14 protein-coding genes are annotated in these 23470 nt (G+C 68.5%); 1 reads left to right on the forward strand and 13 read right to left on the reverse strand.

From position 1 onward, the window contains the following. Positions 1-115: 115 nt before the first annotated feature. The 5 genes from QJ043_RS09305 to QJ043_RS09325 form a co-directional block, all read right to left on the reverse strand. Complete coding sequence (locus QJ043_RS09305; protein ID WP_283713490.1) at positions 116-1750, reverse strand: glutamate synthase subunit beta; 1635 nt, start codon at positions 1748-1750, stop codon at positions 116-118. Positions 1751-1752: 2 nt separating this feature from the next. Beyond that, positions 1753-6441 carry a glutamate synthase large subunit gene (gene gltB / locus QJ043_RS09310; RefSeq protein ID WP_283713489.1) on the reverse strand — a complete coding sequence of 1563 codons (4689 nt, stop codon included), beginning with the start codon at positions 6439-6441 and terminating at the stop codon, positions 1753-1755. 224 nt (positions 6442-6665) lie between these two features. Continuing rightward, positions 6666-7334, reverse strand: a complete 669-nt coding sequence (locus tag QJ043_RS09315; protein ID WP_283722808.1) for a YczE/YyaS/YitT family protein — start codon at positions 7332-7334, stop codon at positions 6666-6668. A 76-nt stretch (positions 7335-7410) separates the two neighbouring features. Continuing rightward, a complete protein-coding gene (locus QJ043_RS09320) occupies positions 7411-8550 on the reverse strand; it encodes a glycerate kinase (protein ID WP_283713487.1) in 1140 nt (379 codons plus the stop codon). Between the two features lie 147 nt (positions 8551-8697). Continuing rightward, positions 8698-9627: a M48 family metallopeptidase gene (locus QJ043_RS09325; RefSeq protein WP_347177808.1), complete on the reverse strand. Its 930-nt coding sequence runs from the start codon at positions 9625-9627 to the stop codon at positions 8698-8700. 34 nt (positions 9628-9661) lie between these two features. On the opposite strand from QJ043_RS09325, the gene QJ043_RS09330 reads away from it, so the two are divergent. Further along, positions 9662-11026: an amidohydrolase family protein gene (locus QJ043_RS09330; RefSeq protein ID WP_283713485.1), complete on the forward strand. Its 1365-nt coding sequence runs from the start codon at positions 9662-9664 to the stop codon at positions 11024-11026. A 203-nt stretch (positions 11027-11229) separates the two neighbouring features. Here QJ043_RS09330 and QJ043_RS09335 read toward each other — a convergent pair whose 3' ends face one another. The 8 genes from QJ043_RS09335 to QJ043_RS09370 form a co-directional block, all read right to left on the reverse strand. Then, positions 11230-11910 carry a YczE/YyaS/YitT family protein gene (locus QJ043_RS09335; protein ID WP_488192452.1) on the reverse strand — a complete coding sequence of 227 codons (681 nt, stop codon included), beginning with the start codon at positions 11908-11910 and terminating at the stop codon, positions 11230-11232. A gap of 495 nt (positions 11911-12405) precedes the next feature. Continuing rightward, on the reverse strand, positions 12406-14625 hold the full coding sequence (gene ligA / locus QJ043_RS09340) for an NAD-dependent DNA ligase LigA (protein WP_283713483.1): 2220 nt from the start codon (positions 14623-14625) through the stop codon (positions 12406-12408). A gap of 155 nt (positions 14626-14780) precedes the next feature. After that, positions 14781-17057 carry a heavy metal translocating P-type ATPase gene (locus QJ043_RS09345; protein WP_347177810.1) on the reverse strand — a complete coding sequence of 759 codons (2277 nt, stop codon included), beginning with the start codon at positions 17055-17057 and terminating at the stop codon, positions 14781-14783. 13 nt (positions 17058-17070) lie between these two features. After that, positions 17071-18018 (reverse strand): transposase, encoded by a 948-nt coding sequence (locus tag QJ043_RS09350; RefSeq protein ID WP_283713481.1) that lies wholly within the window; start codon positions 18016-18018, stop codon positions 17071-17073. A gap of 229 nt (positions 18019-18247) precedes the next feature. Further along, a complete protein-coding gene (locus tag QJ043_RS09355; protein ID WP_283713480.1) occupies positions 18248-19804 on the reverse strand; it encodes a trypsin-like peptidase domain-containing protein in 1557 nt (518 codons plus the stop codon). A 190-nt stretch (positions 19805-19994) separates the two neighbouring features. Further along, entirely contained in the window at positions 19995-20615 is a 621-nt protein-coding gene (locus tag QJ043_RS09360; protein WP_283713525.1) for a response regulator transcription factor, read from the reverse strand. 377 nt (positions 20616-20992) lie between these two features. Continuing rightward, positions 20993-21850: an amino acid ABC transporter ATP-binding protein gene (locus tag QJ043_RS09365; protein ID WP_283713479.1), complete on the reverse strand. Its 858-nt coding sequence runs from the start codon at positions 21848-21850 to the stop codon at positions 20993-20995. Between the two features lie 10 nt (positions 21851-21860). Further along, positions 21861-23456 carry an ABC transporter permease subunit gene (locus QJ043_RS09370; RefSeq protein WP_283713478.1) on the reverse strand — a complete coding sequence of 532 codons (1596 nt, stop codon included), beginning with the start codon at positions 23454-23456 and terminating at the stop codon, positions 21861-21863. Positions 23457-23470 lie beyond the last annotated feature (14 nt).

Consider the following 23470-nt stretch of genomic DNA (forward strand, 5'->3'; position numbering starts at 1 on the left):
GGGGAAACGGCGCAACGCGGGGCGCCCTTCTCGGGATTTGCTCGAGAAGGGCGCCGTTTCCGCACATCTGGTTGCAAAGGTTCGCGGGGAAGCGCTTCCCCGCAACACAAACTCCCTACCGCAGCGCCTCAGCCACCTCGCTCGCGCACGCGAGGCCGTCGGCGATGGCCGTGACCACCAACGTGGCGCCGTTGCGGGCATCGCCGCAGGCAAAGACCGGCGTCGGGTCAGCGCCCGGCGAGCGCAGCGCACGATGACCGTCGTCGAGAACCGCGGCAACGGGGCGCTTCTCGGCCTGCGCCACGTCGAAGGCCATGAGCACGTCGGAGCGGGGCCCCGTGAAGCCGGTCGCAACGATCACCAGCTGGGCCGGAATCTCCTCCTCGGATCCCGGGACCGCGTCCGGACGCCCGGCCGACCAGTCCAGGCGCACGGTCCTCAGCGCCGCCACGCGGCCGTTCTCGCCGGCGACCACCTCACGGGTGTCCACGGCGAACGTGCGCGGGTCGGCGCCCTGCAGCGCCTCGGCCTCCTGCTGGCCGTAGTCGTTCTTGAGCTCGTTGGGCCACTGCGGCCACGGGTTGCTCGGCAAGCGCGTGGCCGGCGGCATCGGGAGGAACTCCAGCTGGCGCACGGAACGGGCCCCCTCGCGGAGCGCCGTCGCCACACAGTCGGTGCCCGTGTCGCCGCCGCCGATCACGACGACGTCGAGCCCCTTGGCGCAGAGCGCTCCGGCGACGTCCTCGGTGACCTTGTCGGCCGCGAGCCGCTCCTCCGGAGTGGGGCACCCGTGTCCGGCACCAGTGTCCCCGGGGACGCTTGCGTCCGGCCCGGGGACGCTTGCGTCCGGCACCTTTGTCCCGCCGGGACACTCGCGTCCGGCACCTTTGTCCCAGCACTCGTCCACGGCCTTCGTCGCGGCCGTGAGATAGTCCACCGCCATCACGACGCCCGGCAGGTCGCTGCCCGGGCAGTTCAGCCCGCGCGCCTGCCCCGCGCCCGCCGCGATCACCACGGCATCGAGCCCGAGCAGCGCCTGGGCCACCATCGGGTCGCAGGCGTCCGTCTCCGTCTCGAAGGCGACGCCCTGCTCCTCCAGCCACGCCACACGCCGCGCCACCACGTCCTTGGGCAGCTTCATCTCCGGGATGCCGTACTGCAAGAGGCCGCCCGCGCGGTCGCTCTTCTCGACCACCGTCACGCTGGCCCCGCGCCGCGCCAGCTCCCAGGCGCAGGCCAGTCCGCTCGGGCCGGAGCCCACGATGCCCACGCGCTTGCCGCGCAGCTCCGCCAACGCCGCCGGAGCGCCCGCGAAGCCGGCCGGGCCTCCGTCCGCCCACTCATGGTCGCTGATGGCCCGCTCGTCGTCCTTGATCGTGGTCGCGCCCTGGTCGCGCCCCAGGTTGCAGGCCGCCTCGCACAGCGCAGGGCACACGCGCCCGGTGAACTCCGGGAAGGGGTTCGTGATGCGCATGCGCGCGGCGGCGTCGACCCAGAGGTCGCGCCACAGAAGGTCGTTCCACTCGGGAATCAAGTTGTGCAGCGGGCACCCACTCGCGCGCGCGGGCCCGAAGCTCGCGCCCGTCTGGCAGAACGCCACGCCGCAACACATGCAGCGGCTCGCCTGGATGCGCTGGTCCTCAGCGTCGAGCGGCACGGCGATGTCCGCAAAGTCCTCCACGCGCTGCGCGACGGGGCGCTCCCCATGCGCGCGGCGGTCGTGTTCCAAAAACGCGCCAACCTTGCCCATGGCTACCTCCCCAGCGTGATGGCGTCGAACGCCTTCTCTTCTGCCTGCTCGCGCGTCGCGCCGGCCTCGAGCTCGGAGGCCACCATCGCGACCACGCGCGCGTAGTCGCGCGGCAGCACCTTCTTGAACTGCCGCTTGTAGTGGTTCCAGCGATAGAGCAGCTTGATGCCGAGCGGGCTCTGCGTGCGGGCCACGTGCTCCTCAACGAGGCCGCGCACGCGCTCCAAGTCCCGCTCGTCCAACGGCAGGACGTCCACGAGCCCGTGGTTCACGCGCGCGTCCAGGGTGCCGAACTCGTCGAGCACATAGGCCGTTCCGCCGCTCATGCCCGCCGCGAAGTTGGGCCCGACCTCGCCGAGCACCACCACCTCGCCGCCGGTCATGTACTCGCAGCCGCAGGCGCCCACGCCCTCGACCACCACCTGCGCGCCGGAGTTGCGCACGCAGAACCGCTGGCCGGCCAGGCCGTTGATGAAGCCCTTGCCGCCGGTCGCGCCGTAGAACGCGACGTTGCCCACGGACATGTTCTCGTTGAACTTGTACGTGGCGGCGGCGTTCGGCCGCACGGCCAGGATGCCACCGGAGAGACCCTTGCCAAAGTAGTCGTTGGCGTCGCCCTCGATGGACATCGAGAGGCCCGCCGGCAGGAACGCGCCAAAGGACTGGCCGCCCGAGCCGGTGCAGTGGATCTTGATGGAGTCCTCCGGCAACCCCTCCGGGTGCTGCTGGGTCACCACGCTGCCGAGCATCGTGCCGCAGGCGCGGTTGACGTTGGCCAGGTCCACGTGGAACGAGACCGGCTCCAGGTGCTCGCGCGCGGACGCCGTGTACGGGATGAAGAGCGTCGCGTCGAGGGTCCTCTCCAGCTGGGCGTCGAACGCCATCGAGCGCAGGAAGCGCGCGGACTCGGCGCCGGGGATGGCCGCCCCATAGAGCGGCCGCACCTGCGCGAGCAGCGCCGAGAGGTCGACGGAGTTCGCCTTGGGGTGGCCGGGCACCTCGCGCTGGCGCAGGCAGTCCGCGCGCCCGACCATCTCGTCCACGGTGCGGAAGCCGAGCCGGGCCATCTCGCGCCGCAGGTCCTCGGCGATGAAGCGCATGAAGTTCACGACGTCGTCAGGACTCGCGTGGAACTGCTCGCGGAGGCGGCAGTTCTGCGTGCAGATGCCGGCGGGACAGGTGTCCTGCTGGCAGTCGCGCTGCATGAGGCAGCCCATCGCGATGAGCGGCAGCGTCGCGAACCCGAACTCCTCGGCGCCGAGGAGGGCTGCCACGGCCACGTCGAAACCGGCCATGAGCTTGCCGTCCGCCTCGAGCACCACACGGGAGCGGAGGCCGTTCTGGAGCAGCGTCTGCTGCGCCTCGGCCAGGCCCAGCTCCAACGGGAGGCCGGCGTGGTAGATGGAGTCGCGGGGCGCGGCGCCCGTGCCGCCGTTGGAGCCGCTGATGAGGATCTTCGCAGCGCCGCCCTTGGCCACGCCCGTGGCGATGGTGCCGACGCCGGCCTCGGCCACGAGCTTGACGGAGACCCGCGCGGACGGGTTGGCGCACTGGAGGTCGAAAATCAGCTCGGCCAGGTCCTCGATGGAATAGATGTCGTGGTGCGGCGGCGGGCTGATGAGGCCCACGCCCGGCGTGGAGCGGCGCACTCGGGCGATCCAGGGATACACCTTTTTGCCGGGCAGGTGGCCACCCTCGCCCGGCTTGGCACCCTGGGCCATCTTGATCTGGATCTCGCGCGCGGAGCCGAGATAGCGGCTCGTGACGCCGAAGCGCCCGGACGCCACCTGCTTGATGGCGGACTTGGCAGAGTCGCCGTTGGGGTACGGCACCTCGCGCGCCGGGTCCTCGCCGCCCTCGCCGGTGTTCGAGCGGCCGCCGATGCGGTTCATCGCGATGGCCAGGCACATGTGCGCCTCTTGGCTGATGGAGCCGTAGGACATCGCGCCGGTGTTGAAGCGCGTGACGATGGACTCCCAGGGCTCCACCTCGTCGAGCGGGACGGGGCCGCTCGGCAGGGGCACGAGCTCGAGCAGGTCGCGCAGCATCATCGGGCGCCCGTCTCGGCGCACGTGGTCGCGGTACTGCTCGAAGACGGCGAAGTCACCGGACTTGCACGCCGTCTGCAGCAGGTAGATGGCCTGCGGGTCCAAGAGGTGCTCCTCGCCGGCGTAGAGGCCGGACTGGGGGCGCCACTTGGTCATGCCGGAGGAGGGCAGCTGGTCGGGGGCGGGGCTCTTTGCGAGGTCCAGGGCGCGCGCGTAGCGGGCCTCGAGCTCTGTCTGGATGCCGTTGAAGTCGAGGCCGCCCACGCGGCTCGGGGTGCCGGTGAAGCAGCGATCGATGACCTCGGGGCCGAGGCCGACGGCCTCGAAGATCTGCGCCGAGTGGTAGCCCTGCACGGTGGAGATGCCCATCTTGGACATGATGTGCAGCACGCCGGAGTTGGCGGCCTTGTCATAGGTGGCGATGCCCTGGTCCGCAGGCACGGCAAGGACGCCGGAGGCGCTCTGCTCGGCGATCACCTCGTGGGCCATGTACGGCCAGATGGCGCTGGCCGAGTAGCCCGTGAGCGCGGCGAAGTCGTGCGCGTTGACGGCGTCGCCGGTCTCGACGATCAGGTCCGCGAGCGTGCGGATGCCGGCGCGGAGCAGGTGGTGGTGCACGGCGCCCACCATGAGCAGCGACGGCAGGGGGACCTGACCCTCGGGGCAGCGGTCCGAGAGCGCCACGATGTTGACGCCGGAGCGCACGGCCTCCTCGACGTCGTTGCAGAGCTTGTCGAGGGCGGCCTCGAGCGCGCCCGGCTCCGCGGCGCCCGTGACGGGGTCGACGGCGAAGCTGCCGTGGAACGTGCGCGCGTGGAAGCCCTCCTGGTCCAGGTGGCGCAGGCGCTCGAAGGTGTCCTCGTCGACCACGGGGCCGTTGAGGCGCACGAGCCGGCAGTTGTCGCGCATGTCCTCGAGGATGTTGCCGTGGTTGCCGAGGTAGAGCACATCGCTCGTGACGTAGGACTCGCGGAGCGCGTCGATGGGCGGGTTCGTGACCTGGGCGAAAAGCTGGCAGAAGTAGTCGTAGAACGGGCGCGGGCGGTTCGAGAGGACCGCGGGCGGGACATCGAAGCCCATGGAGGCCAAGGGGACGGAGCCGTTCTCGGCCATCGGCCTCAAGGCCTCGTCGAGGTCGTCGTAGTGAAGGCCGAGGCGCGCGCGGGCGAAGGTGCGCGGGACATCCGCGTCCGGCACCTGCGTCCCAGGCGGGACAGTGGTGCCGGAGCCCTTTGTCCCAGACGGGACGGACGTGTCCGGCACCTGCGTCCCGGCCGGCTCCGGCAGGTCGCCCACAGAGAGCGTCTCCTCGGCGATCCAGTCGCGGTAGGGCTTCTGGCTCGCCAGCTCCTCGCGCAGCTCGTCGTTCCAGATCACGCGGGCCTGAGAGGGGTCCACCAAGAGCATCTCGCCGGGGCCGAGCTCGCCGGCCTGCAAAATGTCCGCCGGGTCCACGTCGAGCACGCCCACCTCGCTCGCCAGCAGGAAGCGGTCGTCGTGCGTGACGTAGTAGCGCGCGGGGCGCAGGCCGTTCCGGTCGAGGGACGCGCCCAGGGTGCGGCCGTCCGTGTACGCGATGGCGGCGGGACCGTCCCACGGCTCCATGAGCATCGACTGGTACTCGTCGTAGGCGCGGCGCTTCTCGGGCAGGTGCGGGTTCTTCTCCCACGGCTCGGGGATGAGCAGCGATGCCGCCCGGCTCATGGTGCGCCCGTTCATCACGAGGAACTCGAGCACGTTGTCGAGGATCGCGGAGTCCGACCCCTCGCGGTTGATCACCGGCAGGACGTCGGCCAGTTTGGGGCCGAGCACCGGCGAGTAGAACTCGGGCTCGCGGGCTCGGATCCAGCCGACATTGCCCTTGAGGGTGTTGATCTCGCCGTTGTGGATCAGGTACCGGTTGGGGTGCGCGCGCTCCCAGCTGGGCGTCGTGTTGGTGGAGTAGCGCGAGTGGACCAGACAGAGGGCGCTCTCCACGGCAGCGTCGTTGAGGTCGAGGTAGAAGCGGCGCATCTGCGTGGCGAGTAGCATGCCCTTGTAGACGATGGTGCGGCTCGACATGGAGCAGACATAGAAGATGCGGTCCTCGAGCGCCGGGTCCTCCTCGGCGGCCTTCTCGATGGTGCGGCGGCACACGTAGAGCGCCCGCTCAAAGTCATCGCCAAGGCCCACGCCCTCCGGGCGGCCGAGAAATGCCTGGTAGATGGTGGGCATGCCGGCCAAGGCGGAGTCGCCGAGGTCGTGCGGGTCCACCGGCACCTCGCGCCAGAAAAGGAGCGGGACGCCACAGGCGGCGCATCCCTGCTCGAAGACGCGACGGGCGGCCTCCACGCCGAAAGGATCCTGAGGGAGGAAGAGCATCGCTACGCCGTAATCGCCCTCGGCTGGCAGCAGCGCGCCCTCCTTTTGGGCCTCCTTGCGGAAGAAGCGGTGGGGCACCTGGATGAGGATGCCCGCGCCGTCGCCGGAGTTGCGCTCGAGGCCGGCGCCGCCGCGGTGCTCGAGGTTGACGAGGACGGAGAGGGCGTCGTCCACCATCTGGTGGCTCTTGCGACCGGCAAGGCTCGCCAGGGCGCCGATGCCGCAGGCGTCGTGCTCAAAGGACGGGTCCCAGAGGGGCGAACGGGTGAGGGTGTCTGCCATGGCGGCCGCCTTTCGTTGAGCCGGGGGCATTTTCTGGGAGAAGGCTAGGCGGCAAAGGTGATGGGCGTGTTTCGGCGCCCGCTTGGAAAAACAGGGGAAACATGGCGGAGGTGGGACGGTGGTGCCGGACACGTGCGTCCCAGCACGGGCGGCGGGACACTGGTGCCGGACGCGTGCGTCCCAGCGCAGGCCGGGTGGGACAGACGGCTACGGCACCTTTGTCCCTACGGCAGCGGCGGCAGCGGCGTCGGGCCCTGGGGCAACCGGCGCGCCAGCGGTCGGAGCGCCCGGTCCCACCCTTTGATTGCCACGCCCACGCCGGCCGCCGCGACGATGGTCCCCTCTCGGACGTCCGCCAGCCCTCCCATGAGCGCGAGCGACAGCGCCGCCGCGCTCACGAGAAACCCCACGTCGAAGGCCACTTTCACGTCGCCGTACTCGCGACCCGTCCGCCGCGCCACGATCCCGATGAACCCCTCGGGCGGCGTCACGATGGTGTCGCCCATCAACTGCAGCTGGATCCCCAGCGCAATGACCAGCATGGACGCAACGAGCAGCGCGTAGTGGTGCACCGGCGCCGTCATCGGCAGAGCCGGCACCACGAGCCCCATCCAGAAGTCCACCGCCATCGAGAACAGAACCACCTGTGGCAGCTGGAGCAGCTGGGCCTTGGGGAAGGCGCCCCGTAGCAGCACCATCTCCCCCACCAGGAACCCCGTGTTCATGAGGAACGTGAACAGCCCCAGCGTGACGGGCAGCCCCAGCCCCGCGAAGAAGTTGTACAGCACGGCCGGGAGGCACGAGATCGGCGTCGTCCCCACGGCGGCATGCTTGGCCAGCGCGATGCCGAGCGCCATGACGAAGGTGCCGAGCAGGGTCACACAGATGCGCACGGCAATCTGGGGTTTCGTGAGCGGAGCGGTCAAGGGTGCGGTCTCATCTCTCGAAATGGGCGACAGGGCCAACCCACTATGCCCCAAAGCCCGCTCCCACCGCGAGCAGCGCAAAAAGCCGGTCGGCCGCGTCCCCGTAGGCCTCGCCAGCCCGGGCGAGGTGCTCGCCGAGATCCCCGATCGCCGTCACCGTGGACTCCGCCGCCGCCAGGCCGGGAATCCTCGCGCCCGGCTCCACGGCCCCGCACAGAGCGACACAGGGAACGCCGGCCGCCGCAGCGCGGGCCGCGACCCCGGCCACCGCCTTCCCGCCCGCCGTCTGCGCGTCAAGGCGCCCCTCCCCCGTCACCACAAGGTCGGCGCCCTCGAGCAGCCCTTCGAACCCGACCATATCGAGCAACGCGTCGATGCCCAGCACAAAGTCGGCGTCGAGAAAGGCCTGCGCCGCGAACCCGACGCCACCGGCGGCGCCGGCGCCCGGATGCTCGGATCGGTCGAAACCGAGATGGGCGCAGGCGACCTCCGCGAAGCTGCCCATGCCCTCGTCAAGCAGCCGCACCTGAGCTGGCGTCGCGCCCTTCTGGGGAGCGAACACGGCGGCACAGCCCGCGGACCCGCACAACGGGTTGGCAACGTCGCACATGACGTGGAACGCGGCGGACGAGAGGCGCGGGTCCGAGCCGGAGCCGTCGATGGCTGCGACGCGTCCGAGCGAGGCGCCCACAGGAGGAAGTGGCTCGCCCGTTTCGTCTCGAAAGCACCAGCCCAGGGCGGCGAGCAGCCCAAGGCCGCCGTCATTGGTCGCGCTCCCGCCGATGGCCAGCGTGATGTCGCGCGCACCGGCGTCCAGCGCGGCCGAGACGAGCTGCCCGACCCCGAGCGTCGTGGCCGCAGCGGGGTCTCGGTCCTGCTCCGGCACGAGCGTGAGACCCGCCGCCTGGGCGAGCTCGATGAGGGCGCGGCCGTCGGGCAACAGGAGCCATTGCGCCGTGGTCGGCTCCCGCAAGGGCCCCGTGACGGCGACCTCGTGCAACCGAGCACCAGGCACCGACGAGCGCACGGCGTCGAGCGTGCCTTCCCCGCCGTCGGCGATGGGAACCGAGACGCACGTGCAGCCGGGGAACGCGCGGCGAGCGGCCGCAGCCAGGATTCGCTCCGATTCCTCGGAGGAAAGCGTTCCCTTGAGCGAGTCGACGGCAAAGACGAAGCGCGGCATGGTGCCTCCCGGGACAAAGGTGCCGGTTCCCATTGTCCCACCAGCCTAAGGGCGCACTAGCGGGGACGCTGGCGCCGGACACGTTTGTCCCTAGGCCTCCGGGCCGCGTGGGCCGCTCGGGACATTGGTGCCGGAGACGTCCGTCCCTCAAGGCGCCTGACGCGGCAGCCGCATGCCCTCCTCGTCCAGCGCCCTTTGCTGCGCCCGCCATCCAGGGCACGCCCGGTCCATGATGGCCCGGAAGTCGGAGCCATGGTTGCATATCAGCAGGTGGGCGGTCTCGTGTATGGCGACGAGCCGCAGATGTGCCGGGTCGTGGGTGGCCAGCTCAAGAGCGATCGTGACCGACCCTCGATCTGGTCGGCACGAGCCCCACCGGCTGTGCATGCGGCGGATGCGCCACGTGCGGGCCGAGACGCCGACCAGTCGCTCTGCTTCGGCACGCACCCCCGGCAGCGCGGCAGCCAACTCCTGTCGGAGGAGCTTCTCATGCGCTCGCCGACGCGCGGAGCAGTCGGCCAACAGCTCGCCCGGGCCGATGAATGCGAGGACGTCCCCTTCCCGTCGCACGGTCAGACGAGGCTCGGAACCCTCCAGATGCCGCACAGTAAGACGTTCGCCCCACAGCCACGCGTGATCACCGGGAGCCAGACGCGCAGCCTCCTCGCGCGCGGCCTGCTCTGCAGCTGGCGGCATAGCCCGTTCCAGCAGACGCCGGATCTCGTCGGCGTGTGCGCGAACCATTCCTTCCACCTCGCGCTTTGTGAACCCGAGCGGGGCGGAAACGGTGACGCGCCCATCCGGCCACGCACGAAACGACACCCGAGAGGTTCGACGGCGCGTGACCTCGGCTGCGAACCCGTCGCACTGAACGGTGAAACGCGTGGGCGTGGGCATTGGCCTCCTTTTGGGACAAACGTGACCGGCACCAGTGTCCCGCCCGCTGGGACGCGGGACGGGCGTGCCGGACACCAGTGTCCCGCGCCGGGACAAACGGAACCGGCACCTGCGTCCCGCTCCGAGACCCGGGGATGGGACATATGGCACCGGCACCAGTGTCCCTCCTTGGCCTAGCATGAACCAAAGCGCCGGACTACATCGAGGAGGCCCCGTGGGTTCGACCCTCTTCCCCACCTACCACGCGTTCCGCAACTGCACGCTGCTCGACGGAACCCGCAAGATGCGACCCCAAGAGCACATGAGCGTCATATGGTGCGAGGACTCCGGAACCATCGACGCGGTGCTCCCCGACGAGGACGCGCAGTACCCCACCGGCATGGGCGTGTGGGACCTTGGCGGCAGATTCGTGACCCCTGGCCTCGTCAACCTCCACGCCCATCTGGCCGGCGGCGGCAAGCCGGCCAGCTCGGGTGACAATGCGGCGCTCGTGGCGAAGATCTCGCAGGTGCCGATGAGCGACCGCATCGGGTCCATGCTCATGGACGGCAACCTCAGAGAGGCGGTCCAGGCCGGTGTGACCTGCGTGCGCAGCGCCGGCGACCCGCTCTGGGGCGACATCCGGCTGCGCGATCGTCTCGACAAGAAAGGAAGCGCCCCCAAACTCGTCGCGGCAGGCTGGGGCATCACGCCCACGCGCGGACATGGCGCGGGCCTCGTCGCCCGGGAGGCCGAGACGGTCGACGACGCCCGCAGGCAGGTGCGCGAGATCGTCGAGCACGGCGCCGACGTGGTGAAGCTCTTCATCACCGGAGGCGTGTACGACGCCGACGCGCCCGACACCCCCGGTCGCGTGCTGATGAGCCAGGAGATGGCGGACGCCATCGTCGAGGAGACGCACCAGCTCGGGCTCCCCACGATGGCCCACGTTGAGTCCAGCGATGGCGTGCGCAGGGCGCTCCTCGCGGGCGTGGACTCCATCGAGCATGGCGCGCCGCTCGACGACGAGATGCTGCGCCTGTTCAAGAAGAACGGAGCCGGGCGAGCCTCCACTCTGACCTGTACATTGTCGCCAGCTGTGCCCTTCTGCACGATGCCTGCCGAGAAGACCCACTCCGAACCAGCGGTCAAAGCCTGCGCCGACCAGGTCTTCGACGGGATGGTCGAGTGTGCCCGGCAGGCGCTGCGGGCGGGCGTGACCGTGGGCCTGGGAACGGACGCCGGATGCCCCTACATCAGCCACGGGGACCTCTGGCGCGAGCTTGTGTACTTCGACGCGCTCGTCGCTCATGACCCCGCGCTGACGCTGCACACAGCGACCCTCGGCAATGCGCGGATCATTGGACTCGAAGAGAAGCTCGGATCCATTGCTCCGGGCAAGCAGGCGGACATGATTGTGCTCGAGAAGAACCCGCTCGAGGACCTGTCGGCGTTGCGTGCGCCGTTCCACGTGGTGGCGCGGGGCAGAATCATCGAGCACCCGAGGCCCAAGAGGGACCCGGCGCTCCAGGCGGACTTGGACGCCGCAATGGCGCAGGTGCTCGCCAAGGCCGAGGAGCGCGGGACGCTGGTGCCGTAGCCGGGCGTCCCACGCCCCGTGCTAGACGGGACGCACGTGCCAGACGCGTGCGTCCCAGCGGGACGGAACCGGGCGGGACGCACGTGCCGGACGCGATCGTCCCGCCCCAGTGCCAGATGGAACGCTGGTGCCGGACGCGATTGTCCCACCCTCACTGCCAGATGGGACGCTGGTGCCGGACGCGATTGTCCCGCACGAGAGGCCTACCGCGCGTCAGATCCCAGCGGGAGCGTGCGGAACGGAAGGCGACCCACCGGCAAGCGCCGCTCCAGGGGGCGAAGCGCCCTTACCCAGACCTTGACGCACTGGCCCGTCAGGAGCGCGGCGAGCAAGGTCCCCACGCTCACGTCCGCGAAGTCTCCGAACAGCAGCAGCGAAACCGCCACGCCGGCCACCATGAGCGCGACATCGAACGCCACCTTGACGTTGCCGTACGCAGCGCCCCCACGCTTCGAGACGAGCGCCATGAACGCCTCGGGCGGGGTGATCAGCGTGTTGCCCATGACCTGGAGCTGCACCCCGAGCGCCGTCACGACGATCGAGAGCGCCAGCACCGCGGCCTGCTCGGCAAGGCCGCTTGCCACGAACGCCGCAAGGGGTCCATTGAGCCACACATCGATGAACGCCGAGAACACGAACACCAATGGCAACTGCAGCCATTGCGCTGCGGGGAACTGCCCGCGCAGAAGCGCCAGCTCGCCACAGAAGAACGCAGCATTGATGACGAACGTGAAGAAACCCAGCGTTAGGGGGAAGCCCAGCACCCCCGTCAGGCGGGCGCCGACGGCCGGGAGCGCGGAAAGGGGCTGCACGCCGAGAGAAGCGATGACCGCAAGCGCGACCCCGAGCGCCATGACCACGGCGCCGGAAAGCGTCACCGCCACCCGCAGCGCAACCTGAGCGGCGGTCAGGTTCGGGGACTCGTGGTGGGTGACAACCTTCTCGGGAGCGCCGGACGGCCTTTGTGCGCGAGGCGCGCGAGTGCGCGGGGCGCCGCCAACCGGCGCGCCAGAGCGGACGGAGGGAACAGTCTTGATTTGTGGCACGAAAACATCCTCAAGCAAGGACACCTGAACAAGCTGGCCAACCGAGAACCGGGTGTCGTCCTCGTCGCCCGCGAAGGGGCGGAGCCATTAAGGCTACTGTACGATGCGGCCTGACGGGCTTCAAGGTCGCCTCAAGGTCTTCACGTGGCCAATAGTGCATGAATAAACCAACATAGTGAGTGAATAAACGGTGCGAGGCTAGCGCGGGGTGGGACACAGGTGCCGGAGCCTTCCGTCCCAGCCCCTATTCCGGGACGCTCGCGTCCGGCACCTATGTCCCGCGCACTATGCGCCCATTGGGACACTCGCGTCCGGCACCTCCGTCCCGGTTGCTCAGCGAGCCTCCGGGGGCGCTCCCGTCTCGAGAATCCGCTCCAGATCCTCTCGGCCGAGAACTGGAACGCCCAAGGACTCGGCCTTCGTCAGTTTCGAGCCTGCGGCCTCGCCCGCGATCACATAGCTCGTCTTCTTGGACACCGACCCAGCCACTTTCGCGCCGAGCGCCTTCAGCGCCGCACCGGCCTGCTCGCGCGTCATCCCGCTCAACGAACCAGTCAGCACGAACGTCAGGCCCGCCAGCGTCTGCGGCCGTTCGGGCTCGCCGGCCGCATCGCTCGCCAAGTTGAGCCCGGCCTCGCGCAACCGCTCGATGACCTGCAGGTTCTCGGGAATCGTGAAGAACTCCGCCACATTGCTCGCAATCCTGGGGCCAACTCCCTCCACGGCTGCCAACTCCTCCTCGCTCGCCTCCATCAGCGCGTCGATGGACGGGAACGCATCGGCCAGCAGGTCGGCCACGCTGGACCCCACGTACTGGATGCCGATCGCGAACAGCACGCGACCCAGCGGCTTGGCCTTGGACCTCTCGATCTGCTCGCAGATCTTGGCTGCGGCCTTCTCCCCCAGCGGAATCGGGTCACCGACCTCATGGGGCACCGCTGTGCTCGTATAGACCCCGCCGCTCGGCTTCGGATCGCCAGCGCGGTGGCTCGCCTTGCTCGCAGTCTTGTAGAAACGCCCGGTGGGCAGCGCCGCCAGCCCGTCCGCCGTGACCTTGTCGTAGATGTCCGCGCAGTCGCGCACCATGCCGGCGTCGATCATGCGGCCGAGGATCTCCGGGCCGAGGCCGTCGATGTCCATGGCTTTGCGGCTCATCCAGTGGGTCAGGCGCTCAAGGGTCTGCGCAGGGCAGTCGATGGAAATGCAGCGGTAGGCGACCTCCCCCAGCTCATGCACCACCGGGCTTCCGCAGCTAGGACACGTGGAGGGCATCTCAAAGGGCACCGCATCGGCCGGCCTCTTGGACAAAACGGGGCCGATGACCTCGGGGATCACGTCGCCCGCCTTGTGGACGAGAATCGTGTCGCCCACGCGCACGTTCTTCCGGGCGACCTCGTCCATGTTGTGGAGCGTCGCCCGGGCGATGGTGGAGCCGGCCACAAAGACCGGGTCGAACTCGGCCACCGGCGTCAGCACGCCGAGACGGCCGACGGAGACCTTGATCTCGCGCAGCACTGTCTCCCTCTGCTCTGGGGGGAACTTGAACGCGATGGCCCAGCGGGGGGCGCGGCTCGTGAAACCGAGCGCGTCCTGCTGCGCGAAGCTGTCAACCTTCACCACGACGCCGTCAATGTCGTAGTCCAGGTCGCTCCGGTGCGCGAGGGCCTCGGCGCAGTAGTCATGGACCTCTGCCGCCGTCCGGCAGAGCCGGGCCTCCGGGTTGACGACGAAGCCGCAGTCGCGCAGCCATCGGAGGAAACCATGCTGCGAGGAGACGTGCACCATCCGCGGGTCAGCCACCGCGTAGAGGAAGGTGCCCAGATCGCGCGCCGCCGTGACCTTGGGATCCTTCTGGCGCAGCGAGCCGGCCGCGGCGTTTCGGGGATTCGCGAAGACGGATTGGCCTTCCGCGTCGCGCCGCTCGTTGAGCCGGGCGAAGGAGCTCTTCGGCATGTAACACTCGCCGCGCACTTCGATGGTCTCACCGCTGCCGTGGTGCGCGACGGCCTCCATACCCGCCCTATCGAGGTTCAGCGGGACGTCGTGGATGGTTTGGACATTGAGCGTGACGTCTTCGCCCACCGCACCGTCGCCGCGTGTTGCCGCGCGGACGAAGGCACCGTCGCGATAGGTGAGCGCGACTCCGAGGCCATCGATTTTCAGCTCGCACGTGTAGGCGACCGGGTTGTCGCGCGTGGCGCCGAGGGCCTTGTCGGTCTTCGCGAGCCATGCGTCAAGCTCGTCGATGTCCATGGCGTCGTCGATGGAGTACATGCGCTCGGCATGGCGGACGGCAGCGAACTGGTTGGAGACATAGCCGCCCACACGCTGGGTGTAGCTCTCCGGCATCTGGAGCTCGGGGTACCGCTCCTCCAGCTTGATGAGCCGCTGGAGCATGAGGTCGAACTCATGGTCATCGATCTCTGGCTTGTCGAGCGCGTAGTAACGATACGCGTGGTACTTGAGCTGGCGGTTGAGTTCCGCCGCCTCTTTGCGCGCCTGCTCGAGGTCAGAGGCCTCCTGATCGTTGCCGTCCAGGTCCAGCTGTCCCATGAGGGCCCCTTTCGTCTGTGCTCCCAGCGAAGACTGTACCCCCGAGGAGGGACGCACGTGCCGTAGCCGTGCGTCCCAGCGCCCCAGGTGGGACAGGAGTGCCGTAGCCGCGTGTCCCAAATCCCGGCAGAAACCCCCGCCCGAGAGCCGGTGCCTCAGATCGACGCGCGGCGCAGAAGCAGAGAGTTCGTCACGACAGAGACGCTCGAGAGAGCCATGCAGGCACCGCTCACCTCGGGCGCCAGGATCCCAGCGCAGGCAAGGGGAATCAACAGGCAGTTGTAGCCCAGGGCCCAGCCGAAGTTCTGGTGTATCTTCCGCATCGTCTTCCGAGAGAGGTTGATCGCGCGCGCGACGTCCCGAACATCGTCGTGCATGAGCACGATCTGACCCACTTCGAGCGCGGCATCCGACCCAGCGGCCATGGCCATGCCCACTGTCGCCGTGGCCAGAGCCGGTGTGTCGTTGATTCCGTCGCCAACCATGCAGACGCGCTCGCCTTCATCCACGAGCGCCTGGATCGCGGCGGACTTGTCGGCGGGGAGCACGTCGGCCATCACGTCCTCCTCCGGAATGCCGGCCTCGGCCGCGACCGCCCGAGCAGCCTCCGTCGAGTCCCCCGACAGCAGCGACACGTGCAGCCCGATGTCGAGCAGTGCCCGGATGCCCTCGACGGCCGTTGGCTTGAGCTCGTCCCGCGCGTCAACGGCAGCCACCACGGCGCCCGCCGCAACCAGGTACATCCGCGTCACACCGGGGCCCGCCGGGACAAACGCGTCCGGCACTCCCGTCCCGGTCATGGCTACCACGAGTCGCTCGTTGCCAAAGCCCACCGGTACGTCTTCGTTGTTCCACCGGGCGATGCCCCGAACGCCGTGCCCCGGAACCGCCTCAAAGTCCGCCACGCCCCCAGAGTCGATGTCGCGCTCGGCAGCCGCCATAAGGACCGCACGGGCCAAGGGATGTTCGCTCCCGCGCTCCAGCCCCGCGGCCAACGCGAGCACAGACTGCTCCGAGACACCAGGCACGCAGTTCACGGCACTCACCTCGGGCATGCCCATCGTGATGGTGCCCGTCTTGTCAAACACCACGCGTGTGACGGAACCCGTGGTCTCCAGGGCCTCCCCGTCTTTGATGAGAATGCCCTCCTCGGCCCCTCGACCGGTCCCGACCATGACGGCCGTCGGAGTCGCCAGCCCCAAAGCGCACGGGCACGCCACCACGACTACGGCGACCCCGGCCATTAGCGCACGCTCGAGAGCGACCCCGTCGGCAACGTTCGCGAGACCCTGCACGATGAGCCAGACCACGAACGTCACGAGCGCGATTCCGAGAACCACCGGAACGAACACGGCGCTAATCCGGTCTGCGAGCCTCTGCACTGGCGGCTTGGATCCTTGAGCCTCTTCAACCAACTGCACGATGTGGGCCAGCGTCGTGTCTGATCCGGATCGGGTCACCCGGAACTCCAAGAGCCCCGTGCCGTTCACCGTTCCGCCTGTGACCTCGTCTCCCTCCGCCTTCTCCTGGTACACGGGCTCGCCGGTGAGCATGGATTCGTCCACCGAAGAGTGCCCCTGCACCACTACCCCGTCAGCGGGAACCCGCTCCCCCGGCCGAACGACCACCACGTCTCCGGGCATCAGCGATGACACGGGCACCTCGACGACGGAGTCCCCCTTGCGAACCCTTGCGTCCTTCGGGGTCAGGCTCACAAGCTCCTCCACGGCTGCGCCCGCACGCCCCTTGGCGCGGTGCTCCAGCATCTTGCCGAGCAGCACGAAGGTGATGAGCATGGCGCTCGTCTCGAAAGGAGCCATCGCCCCATCATAGGCGCGGGGGCCGAAGGTGAGATACGTCGCGTAGCAAAAGGCCACCGTGGTCCCAATGGCCACGAGCGTGTCCATGTTCCCCGCGCGAGCCTTGAGGGCTCCCCACATCCCTCGGTAGTAGCGGGCACCGCACACGAACTGCACCGGAAGGCAGAGGAAGAAGCATGCGACGTTCATGAGGTGCATGGCATCGGCGTGGCTCCCGGTCCTCATGAACAAGGCCATCCCCAGCGGGGTCATCGAGAGCACCACAATGACAACCGTCAGGCACAGGGCCACAAGGAACGTCGCCACGTCACGGCGCTCAGTCGCCCGCTCTTTTGCGCGGCGCTCCTCGTCGAAGTTCTGGCGATCCTCGGCCGGTATCACCGTTGCAACGAAGCCGAGCCCGTCGATGGTTTCGCACACCTCCGGCACCGAGACCACTGCGGGATCGTAGGTGAGCGTCGCGTTGTTCGCGGCCAGGTTGACGGCAATAGCGCGAACCCCGGGCATTCGCGAGACCATCCGCTCGATGATGGACGAACAGCTCGCGCAACTCATTCCCTCAATTGCAAGGCGAGCCGTCGCGGTAGAGGAATCGGACATGAGCCCCCCCATCACGAAATTGAAATTACTCTTTATATGAACACTTGCTCATATATTCCTCGTGACTCCACTCTAGCACGGAAACCTCCGAGTCTGGGCCTTCCCAGCACGCCCTCGTCATGCCCGCAAGGCCGGAATGAACTCGCGGAGCCGCGCGCCGAGGCTGCACCGCCCGAGAACTCGGGGGCGCAGATGCCGGCGCGACCGCCGCGGCGCCTGCCGATTTCACAACGCGACCCACCACGCTCTTGGAGACTCCGGTCGCTAGCTCGATCTGCCGAAAGGAAAGACCCGCCTCGTGGAGCACCACCAGCGCGGCGTCCCTCTCCGACCGGCCACATCCCCGCACAAGTCCAGGGTCGAGCGGAGCCACCGCAGCCCGGGCGCGCTCGAGCACCGAAGCAGCATCCGCACCCCGGAGACTGCCCTCCAGGGAGAGGCACCGAGCAGGGGCCACGGGCTCCTGGTGAAGCTCCCGGAAACGCTCCTCCGACTCGATAAGCGCCCATACGGAGCTCTGGTCACACAGACCAGGGCCGCGCAAGTACTCATCAAAACTGTTCCAGCGATAGCTGCATCCCTCGCAGAGTCCGGCCCGCATCGCGTTCTGATGCACGTAGCGCACGGTCGCAAGCAGCTGGGCCTCGTCCATGACCGCGACGCGACGGAATCGGTCTTGGAACAGGTGCCCCTTCCGTCCGTGCCGCTTGTTGAACTCCACCGCGTACCGGCCCAAAAGCCACTTCATGAAGAGAGATATCGGCGCGCGCTCCCCCTGAAGGACGAGGTGCACGTGGTTCTCGACCAGCGTCCAAACGACAAGAGCGACAGGAAGGCGCCCGAGAGCCTTCCCGAGCAGCCGCACGAAGAGGGCGCGATCGCGGTCGTCCTCAAAGATGAGCTGGCCGCCCACCCCGCGCGCCATCACGTGGTACGTGCGGAGCGGCGATGTCTCGGTTGTTCCTCGACCCATGGCGCCCTCCCGGTGTCCCTTGGTTTCCAGGAGGATACTACAAGTGTTCGGTTTAGTACAAGCGTTCTCTTCAAGAAAGTGGGGACATCCGTGTCCGGCACCGATGTCCCGCTGGGACGAATGTGTCCGGCACCGATGTCCCGCTTTGAAAAAGAAGGACGGGTTCCTCCGAAGAAGGGACCCGTCCTGGACATGCGGGACATGCGGCTACGGCACCAGCGTCCCGCCGTTACTGCGCAGCCCCGGGCAGCGTGTCGAGCGAGGACGACCGCTCCTCTTCCTTCGCCGTGTTGCTCGCGTCGCTCCCCAGCTTGATCGTCACTGTCTTCTCCTCGGAACCCCGGTAGTAGGTCAGGTCAACGGTGTCGCCCACGGAGTGCCCCCGCACCGCGAGGATCAAGCCGTCAGCGGAGGTCACGGCCTCGTCGCCCAGCTTGGTCACCACGTCGCCCTCCTGCAGGCCGGCCTCGGCCGCCGGGCCACCGTCAACCACGCCCACGATGTACGCGCCCTGGCTCACGGCCAAGTGGTAGCGCGCGGCGTTCTGCGCGGTCACCGTCGCCACGTTCGCCCCCAGGTACGCATGCTCGACCACCTTGCCGGCAATCATCTGGTCGGCCACGTGCGCCGCATAATTGCTCGGGATCGCAAAGCCGATGCCGGCGCTCGAACCGCTCGTGCTCATGATCGTCGAGTTGATGCCGACCAACTGGCCCTTCGCGTTCACGAGCGCCCCGCCGGAGTTGCCCGGGTTGATGGCCGCGTCGGTCTGGATGAGGTTGGTGTAGATGGTGTTCCCGCTCGTGCCCTGCAGAATCGTGGAGCGGTACAGCGAGCTCACGATGCCGGTCGTCACCGACTGCTCCAAGCCGAACGGGCTGCCGATGCTCATGACCCACTCGCCCACCGTGAGCGCGGAGGAGTCGCCCACCTCCATCGGCGTCAGCTTGGTGTCGCCCGGGTCGATCTTCACAACGGCCAGGTCGCTCGACTCGTCGTCGCCCACCAGGGTCGCCTCGTAGCTCTGGTTGTTGAGCGTCACCACGATGGCCTGGGCGCCCTCGACCACGTGATAGTTGGTGAGGATGTTGCCCTCCGTGTCGAGAACCACGCCGGAGCCCACGCCGTCGCCGCTCGATGCCGTCACGGTGATCGAGGCCACGCTCGGCAGGCACTTCGCGGCGACCGCCTCTGCCGTGGTCACGTCCTCCCCCGACGTGTTGATGTCGATGGTCCCCGTGTTGCTCGTCGTGGGCGAGACAGGGTCGGCCCCCGAGCCCCCGAAGGCGCCCGTGACGCCCATCAGCACCGCGCACACAACCGCAGCGCCGAGAAGGCCGCCGACAAGACCAACCCAGAACGGATGGCCGGCCTTGGGGCTCTTTGGCCGCTTCGCGCTGTTCTGGCTCGGCGACGGTTCAACCGTCGGAGCCGGTGCCGCAGCCCGCTGTGCGCGCGCTTTCGGCTGCTCTTTGGTCTGCGCCGGGTTCGCAGGGGTCGCAGCCGCGCGCGGCTGAGGCCTCGTCGGCTGAGCGGCATGCGCCTGCGTGCGCTGGGTCGGGACACTCTCCGTGGGCTGCTCGACACGCGGCTGCGGGGCCGTGCGCTGGGCACCAGGTGTGTCCCCGGGCCATTCGTGGTCCACGGCGTGCATCGCGATGGGCCGGCGGGGGGCTTGCCCGTTGGCCTCGTGCCGGGGCTTGGGCTCCCCGGCGCCAGAAACCTCGGCGTTCGCGGCCTCGTGCTGGGGGGTGGGCTCGGTGGCGCTCTCGTCGTCAAAGGGCATGGTGGTTCCTCTCAAAAGAAAGCGGAGCCAACGCTCCGCCCGTGCGCTATGTGCTTACGTACCCGCTAATCGAGGGAGTATCTGAACGCACGGCTAATGCCGGGATCTCCGTCAAGGCTCCCCAAACGGCTCACGAACCTCTCGATCACTTGATGCGGGCATCGCAAGCTCGGGTTGTCCGCCCGGTCAATCACAGCTTGAAGAGATATCCCACTCCGCGGACCGTCACGATGTGCGACGCGATCTGGGGGCCCACCTTCGAGCGCACCCTCCTGATGTGGACGTCCACCGTTCGCGTGCCGCCGCAGTACTCGAAACCCCACACGCGGTGAAGGAGCGCCTCGCGGGAGTAGGCGCGGCTCGGGTGCGTCGCCAGGAACGAGAGCAGCGAGTACTCCATCAAGGTGAGGTCGACCGGCTCGCCGTCGATGGTCACCTGATAGGTGGCGAGGTTGATGGTCATGTTGTCGATGGTGACGAAGTCGCTCGGCACCGTCTCCTCGCCCGGCCAGAGGAGCTGGCTCATGCGCACCTCGTACTCGCCCTCGCAACCGTTGGCGAGCACAAAGTCGCTGCGGCCCTGGACCGGCATGCGCAGGCTGCCGAGCTGCTCCTCGTCGAGCACCAAGAGGCGCGGGATTCCGGAGTTGTCGGTGACGTAGGTGTCGACGCGGCTGAGCAGCTCCGGGGCAACGCCCGCGAGGTCGAGCACCACGAGGTCGAACTCGTGGCCGGACGAGATGGCCTGCTCGAACGTCTCGGGCTTTGCGAGCAGGACGGATATGTCGAGGGCACGGGAGAGCTCACGCATGCGCTCATGGAGACGCGTGCCGCGGGATACGAGCAGGACGTTCTTGTGGTGCTGCAAGGTGAGGCCTCCTCGGCCGACGGGTCCGGCGTGCAGGCAAAACGATAGCCGCAATGTTACCACAGCAAAACGTCAGCAAATTGTAACAGGACTCAAGCCCAAGAGCTGGGACGTTCTGCCACATTGATTCATGACGTTATGGGCGCTAACGTCGGGACGCACGCGACCGGCACCGCCGTCCCACTGGGACGCACGTGCCGCAGGGACGCACGTGCCGTACGCCCCTGTCCCACCTGCCGGCGCTGGGACGCACGCGACCGGCACCGCCGTCCCGGCTGCCGGCCCAGGTGGGACGCACGGCTACGGCACCAGCGTCCCGCTCAGCGGATGTTGCCCAGGAAGGCCGCCGTTCGCTCGTTCTTGGGATGGTCGAACACGTCGCCCGGCAGGCCTTCCTCGACTACGACGCCCCCTTCCATGAACACCACGCGGTCGGCGACGTCCCGGGCGAAGCCCATCTCGTGCGTGACCACGATCATCGTCATGCCGCCGTTCTCGGCCAGGTCGCGCATGACGTCGAGCACGCCGCGCACCAGCTCCGGGTCCAAGGCGCTCGTCGGCTCGTCGAACAGCAGGACGTCCGGGTGCATCGCCACGGCACGCGCGATGGCCACACGCTGCTGCTGGCCGCCGGAGAGCTGTGCGGGCGTGTAGTCCACACGGTCGCCCAGGCCCACGGCCTCCAGCTGTTTGATCGCCTCGGCCTCGGCCTCCTCCTTGGACTTCCCCAGCACCTTGCACTGCCCGATCATCACGTTCTCTTTGGCCGTGAGGTGCGGGAAAAGGTTAAAACTCTGAAATACCATGCCCAGGTGGCGCCGCAGGCCGCAGAGCTCCTTGCCCTTCTTGTCGTTCACTTCGACGTCGTTGAGCAGGATGTGCCCGGCGGTGGGCGTCTCGAGCAGGTTGATGCAACGAAGCATCGTCGACTTGCCCGACCCGCTCGGCCCGAGCACCACGACCACCTCGCCCGGCCACACGGTCAGATTGACGTCCTTGAGCACAAGGTTGTCGTCAAAGGACTTGTTAAGGTGCTCGATCCGGACGATTGGGTGCTCGCCCTCCACGAACGCATGGGTCGAGAGCGACTTGTCGTGCTCGTAGGCTCGAGAGGCGGCCTCCTGCGGGTCCATCGCCGGGGGAACCTCGGGGCCCTTGCGAGTGATGGGGAGTTTCATCGATGGCCTCCTAGCGCCGGTTGGTGGACGAGATCGGGACAGACGCGTCCGGCACCTGCGTCCCAGCCGGGACAGACGCGTCCGGCACCTGCGTCCCAACCGGGACAGACGCGTCCGGCACCTGCGTTCCAGCTGCGACGGCACAGGGCGCTAGCTTCGCCTCGGGTGCTCGCCCAAGGCCGAACGGCGCCAGAAGCTGCGCCACCGCGCTCGGCTTTTGGGCCGCCGCCTCCGCCAGAGGCCCGCCCACGGGCTGCTCCGGCCCTGCGACCTCCGGGGTCTCCTCGTTCGCCGGCTGGCCGCCCTTCGGGCGCGGGCCGCCGCCCGACTCGCTCGCCGCCAAACGCTTCTCGACCACACCCACCACCTTGATGAGCGGCAGCGTGACGATCAGGTAGAAGATGGCCGCCGCGATGTACGGCGTGATGTTGCCGGACACGGCGGTGAGGTTCTTGGAGTACATCATCAGCTCCATGACGCCCACGGAGGACAGGAGCGACGTGTCCTTGTAGCCGGTGATGAAGTCGCTCGTCACGGTCGGGAGCACGCGGCGCACCGTCTGCGGCAGGATGATGGAGACCATCGTCTGGCGGCGGTTCATGCCGAGCGAGTCGGCCGCCTCGTACTGGCCGGCCGGGATGGACTCGATGCCGGCGCGGAAGATCTCGGCCAGGTACGCGGACGAGTTGACCGCCATCACGATGACGCCGAGCACGTTGTTGTCGATGTTGATGCCGATCATCGGCAGCCCGAAGAACATGATGTAGATCTGCAGGAAGAGCGGCGTGCCGCGCAGGATGTTGATGTAGGTCACCGCGACGGCGCGCACCGCGCGGTGCTTCGCCATCTTCATGAACGCGAAGAGCAGGCCGAGCAGGATCGCGAAGGGGTACGCGGCCACGATGATCACGAGGCACACGAGCCACCCCGGCGCGAGCGAGGCGAACGACGTCACCAACAGCTGCGGTTTGAAAAACATGCCGAGGAACTGGTTGGAGTTCCACGCCTCGACCCAGGGCTGCTCGTCGAGCCAGCCCACGATGGCCTGAAGCGGCGTGTTGGCGACGGTGGCGATGGCGGGGCTCTCGGCCAGCGCGCGGGACTCGCCGTCGCCCGTCTCGTAGGTGCCCGTGACGACGACGTCGCCGCCCTCCGCCGGGAACTTCATGTTGGTGACCTCGAGCCGCAGCAGGTCGCCGGCCTCGATGGGCGTGGCGAAGGCGATGGTCAGCACGTTGCCGTCGGGCGTGGCGGTCGCGTCAATCTCCTTGCGGTTGAGGCCCTCGAGCACGGTCACGCGCGTGGTCGAGCCGTCGAAGGTGCCCCCGTCCGGCACGTCGAGGGTCACGCTCGTGACCTCCTCGCCGTCCTCGACGGTGCCCTCCCAGGTCAGGCGCGTCTCGATGCCGCCGATGACGCCGGAGCCGCCGTCCTCGTTGGGCTTGGCGGTGGCCTTGTCCGTCGTGAGGGCCTGTGCCGTCGCCGGGGCCACAGCGACCGCACCGAGGGCCGCGACCAAAAGGCAGGCAACAAGCACCCACAGACGGCGTCGGCGCAGGGGCCTCGGCGCCGCGGCGGTCCTGAGCAAGGCGGGATGCTCGTTCATGGAGAGACCTTCCT

It is taken from the genome of Kribbibacterium absianum (assembly GCF_030067705.1).
GTDB classification, from domain to species: Bacteria; Actinomycetota; Coriobacteriia; order Coriobacteriales; family Atopobiaceae; genus Kribbibacterium; species Kribbibacterium absianum.

What these genes read in the sequence shown, in the direction of transcription:
- QJ043_RS09305 (WP_283713490.1), bottom strand. Translation starts at nt 1,750, where the DNA reads ATGGGCAAGGTTGGCGCGTTTTTGGAACACGACCGCCGCGCGCATGGG.
- gltB (WP_283713489.1), bottom strand. Translation starts at nt 6,441, where the DNA reads ATGGCAGACACCCTCACCCGTTCGCCCCTCTGGGACCCGTCCTTTGAG.
- QJ043_RS09320 (WP_283713487.1), bottom strand. Translation starts at nt 8,550, where the DNA reads ATGCCGCGCTTCGTCTTTGCCGTCGACTCGCTCAAGGGAACGCTTTCC.
- QJ043_RS09325 (WP_347177808.1), bottom strand. Translation starts at nt 9,627, where the DNA reads ATGCTAGGCCAAGGAGGGACACTGGTGCCGGTGCCATATGTCCCATCC.
- ligA (WP_283713483.1), bottom strand. Translation starts at nt 14,625, where the DNA reads ATGGGACAGCTGGACCTGGACGGCAACGATCAGGAGGCCTCTGACCTC.
- QJ043_RS09345 (WP_347177810.1), bottom strand. Translation starts at nt 17,057, where the DNA reads ATGGGGGGGCTCATGTCCGATTCCTCTACCGCGACGGCTCGCCTTGCA.
- QJ043_RS09350 (WP_283713481.1), bottom strand. Translation starts at nt 18,018, where the DNA reads ATGGGTCGAGGAACAACCGAGACATCGCCGCTCCGCACGTACCACGTG.
- QJ043_RS09355 (WP_283713480.1), bottom strand. Translation starts at nt 19,804, where the DNA reads ATGCCCTTTGACGACGAGAGCGCCACCGAGCCCACCCCCCAGCACGAG.
- QJ043_RS09360 (WP_283713525.1), bottom strand. Translation starts at nt 20,615, where the DNA reads ATGCGTGAGCTCTCCCGTGCCCTCGACATATCCGTCCTGCTCGCAAAG.
- QJ043_RS09365 (WP_283713479.1), bottom strand. Translation starts at nt 21,850, where the DNA reads ATGAAACTCCCCATCACTCGCAAGGGCCCCGAGGTTCCCCCGGCGATG.
- QJ043_RS09370 (WP_283713478.1), bottom strand. Translation starts at nt 23,456, where the DNA reads ATGAACGAGCATCCCGCCTTGCTCAGGACCGCCGCGGCGCCGAGGCCC.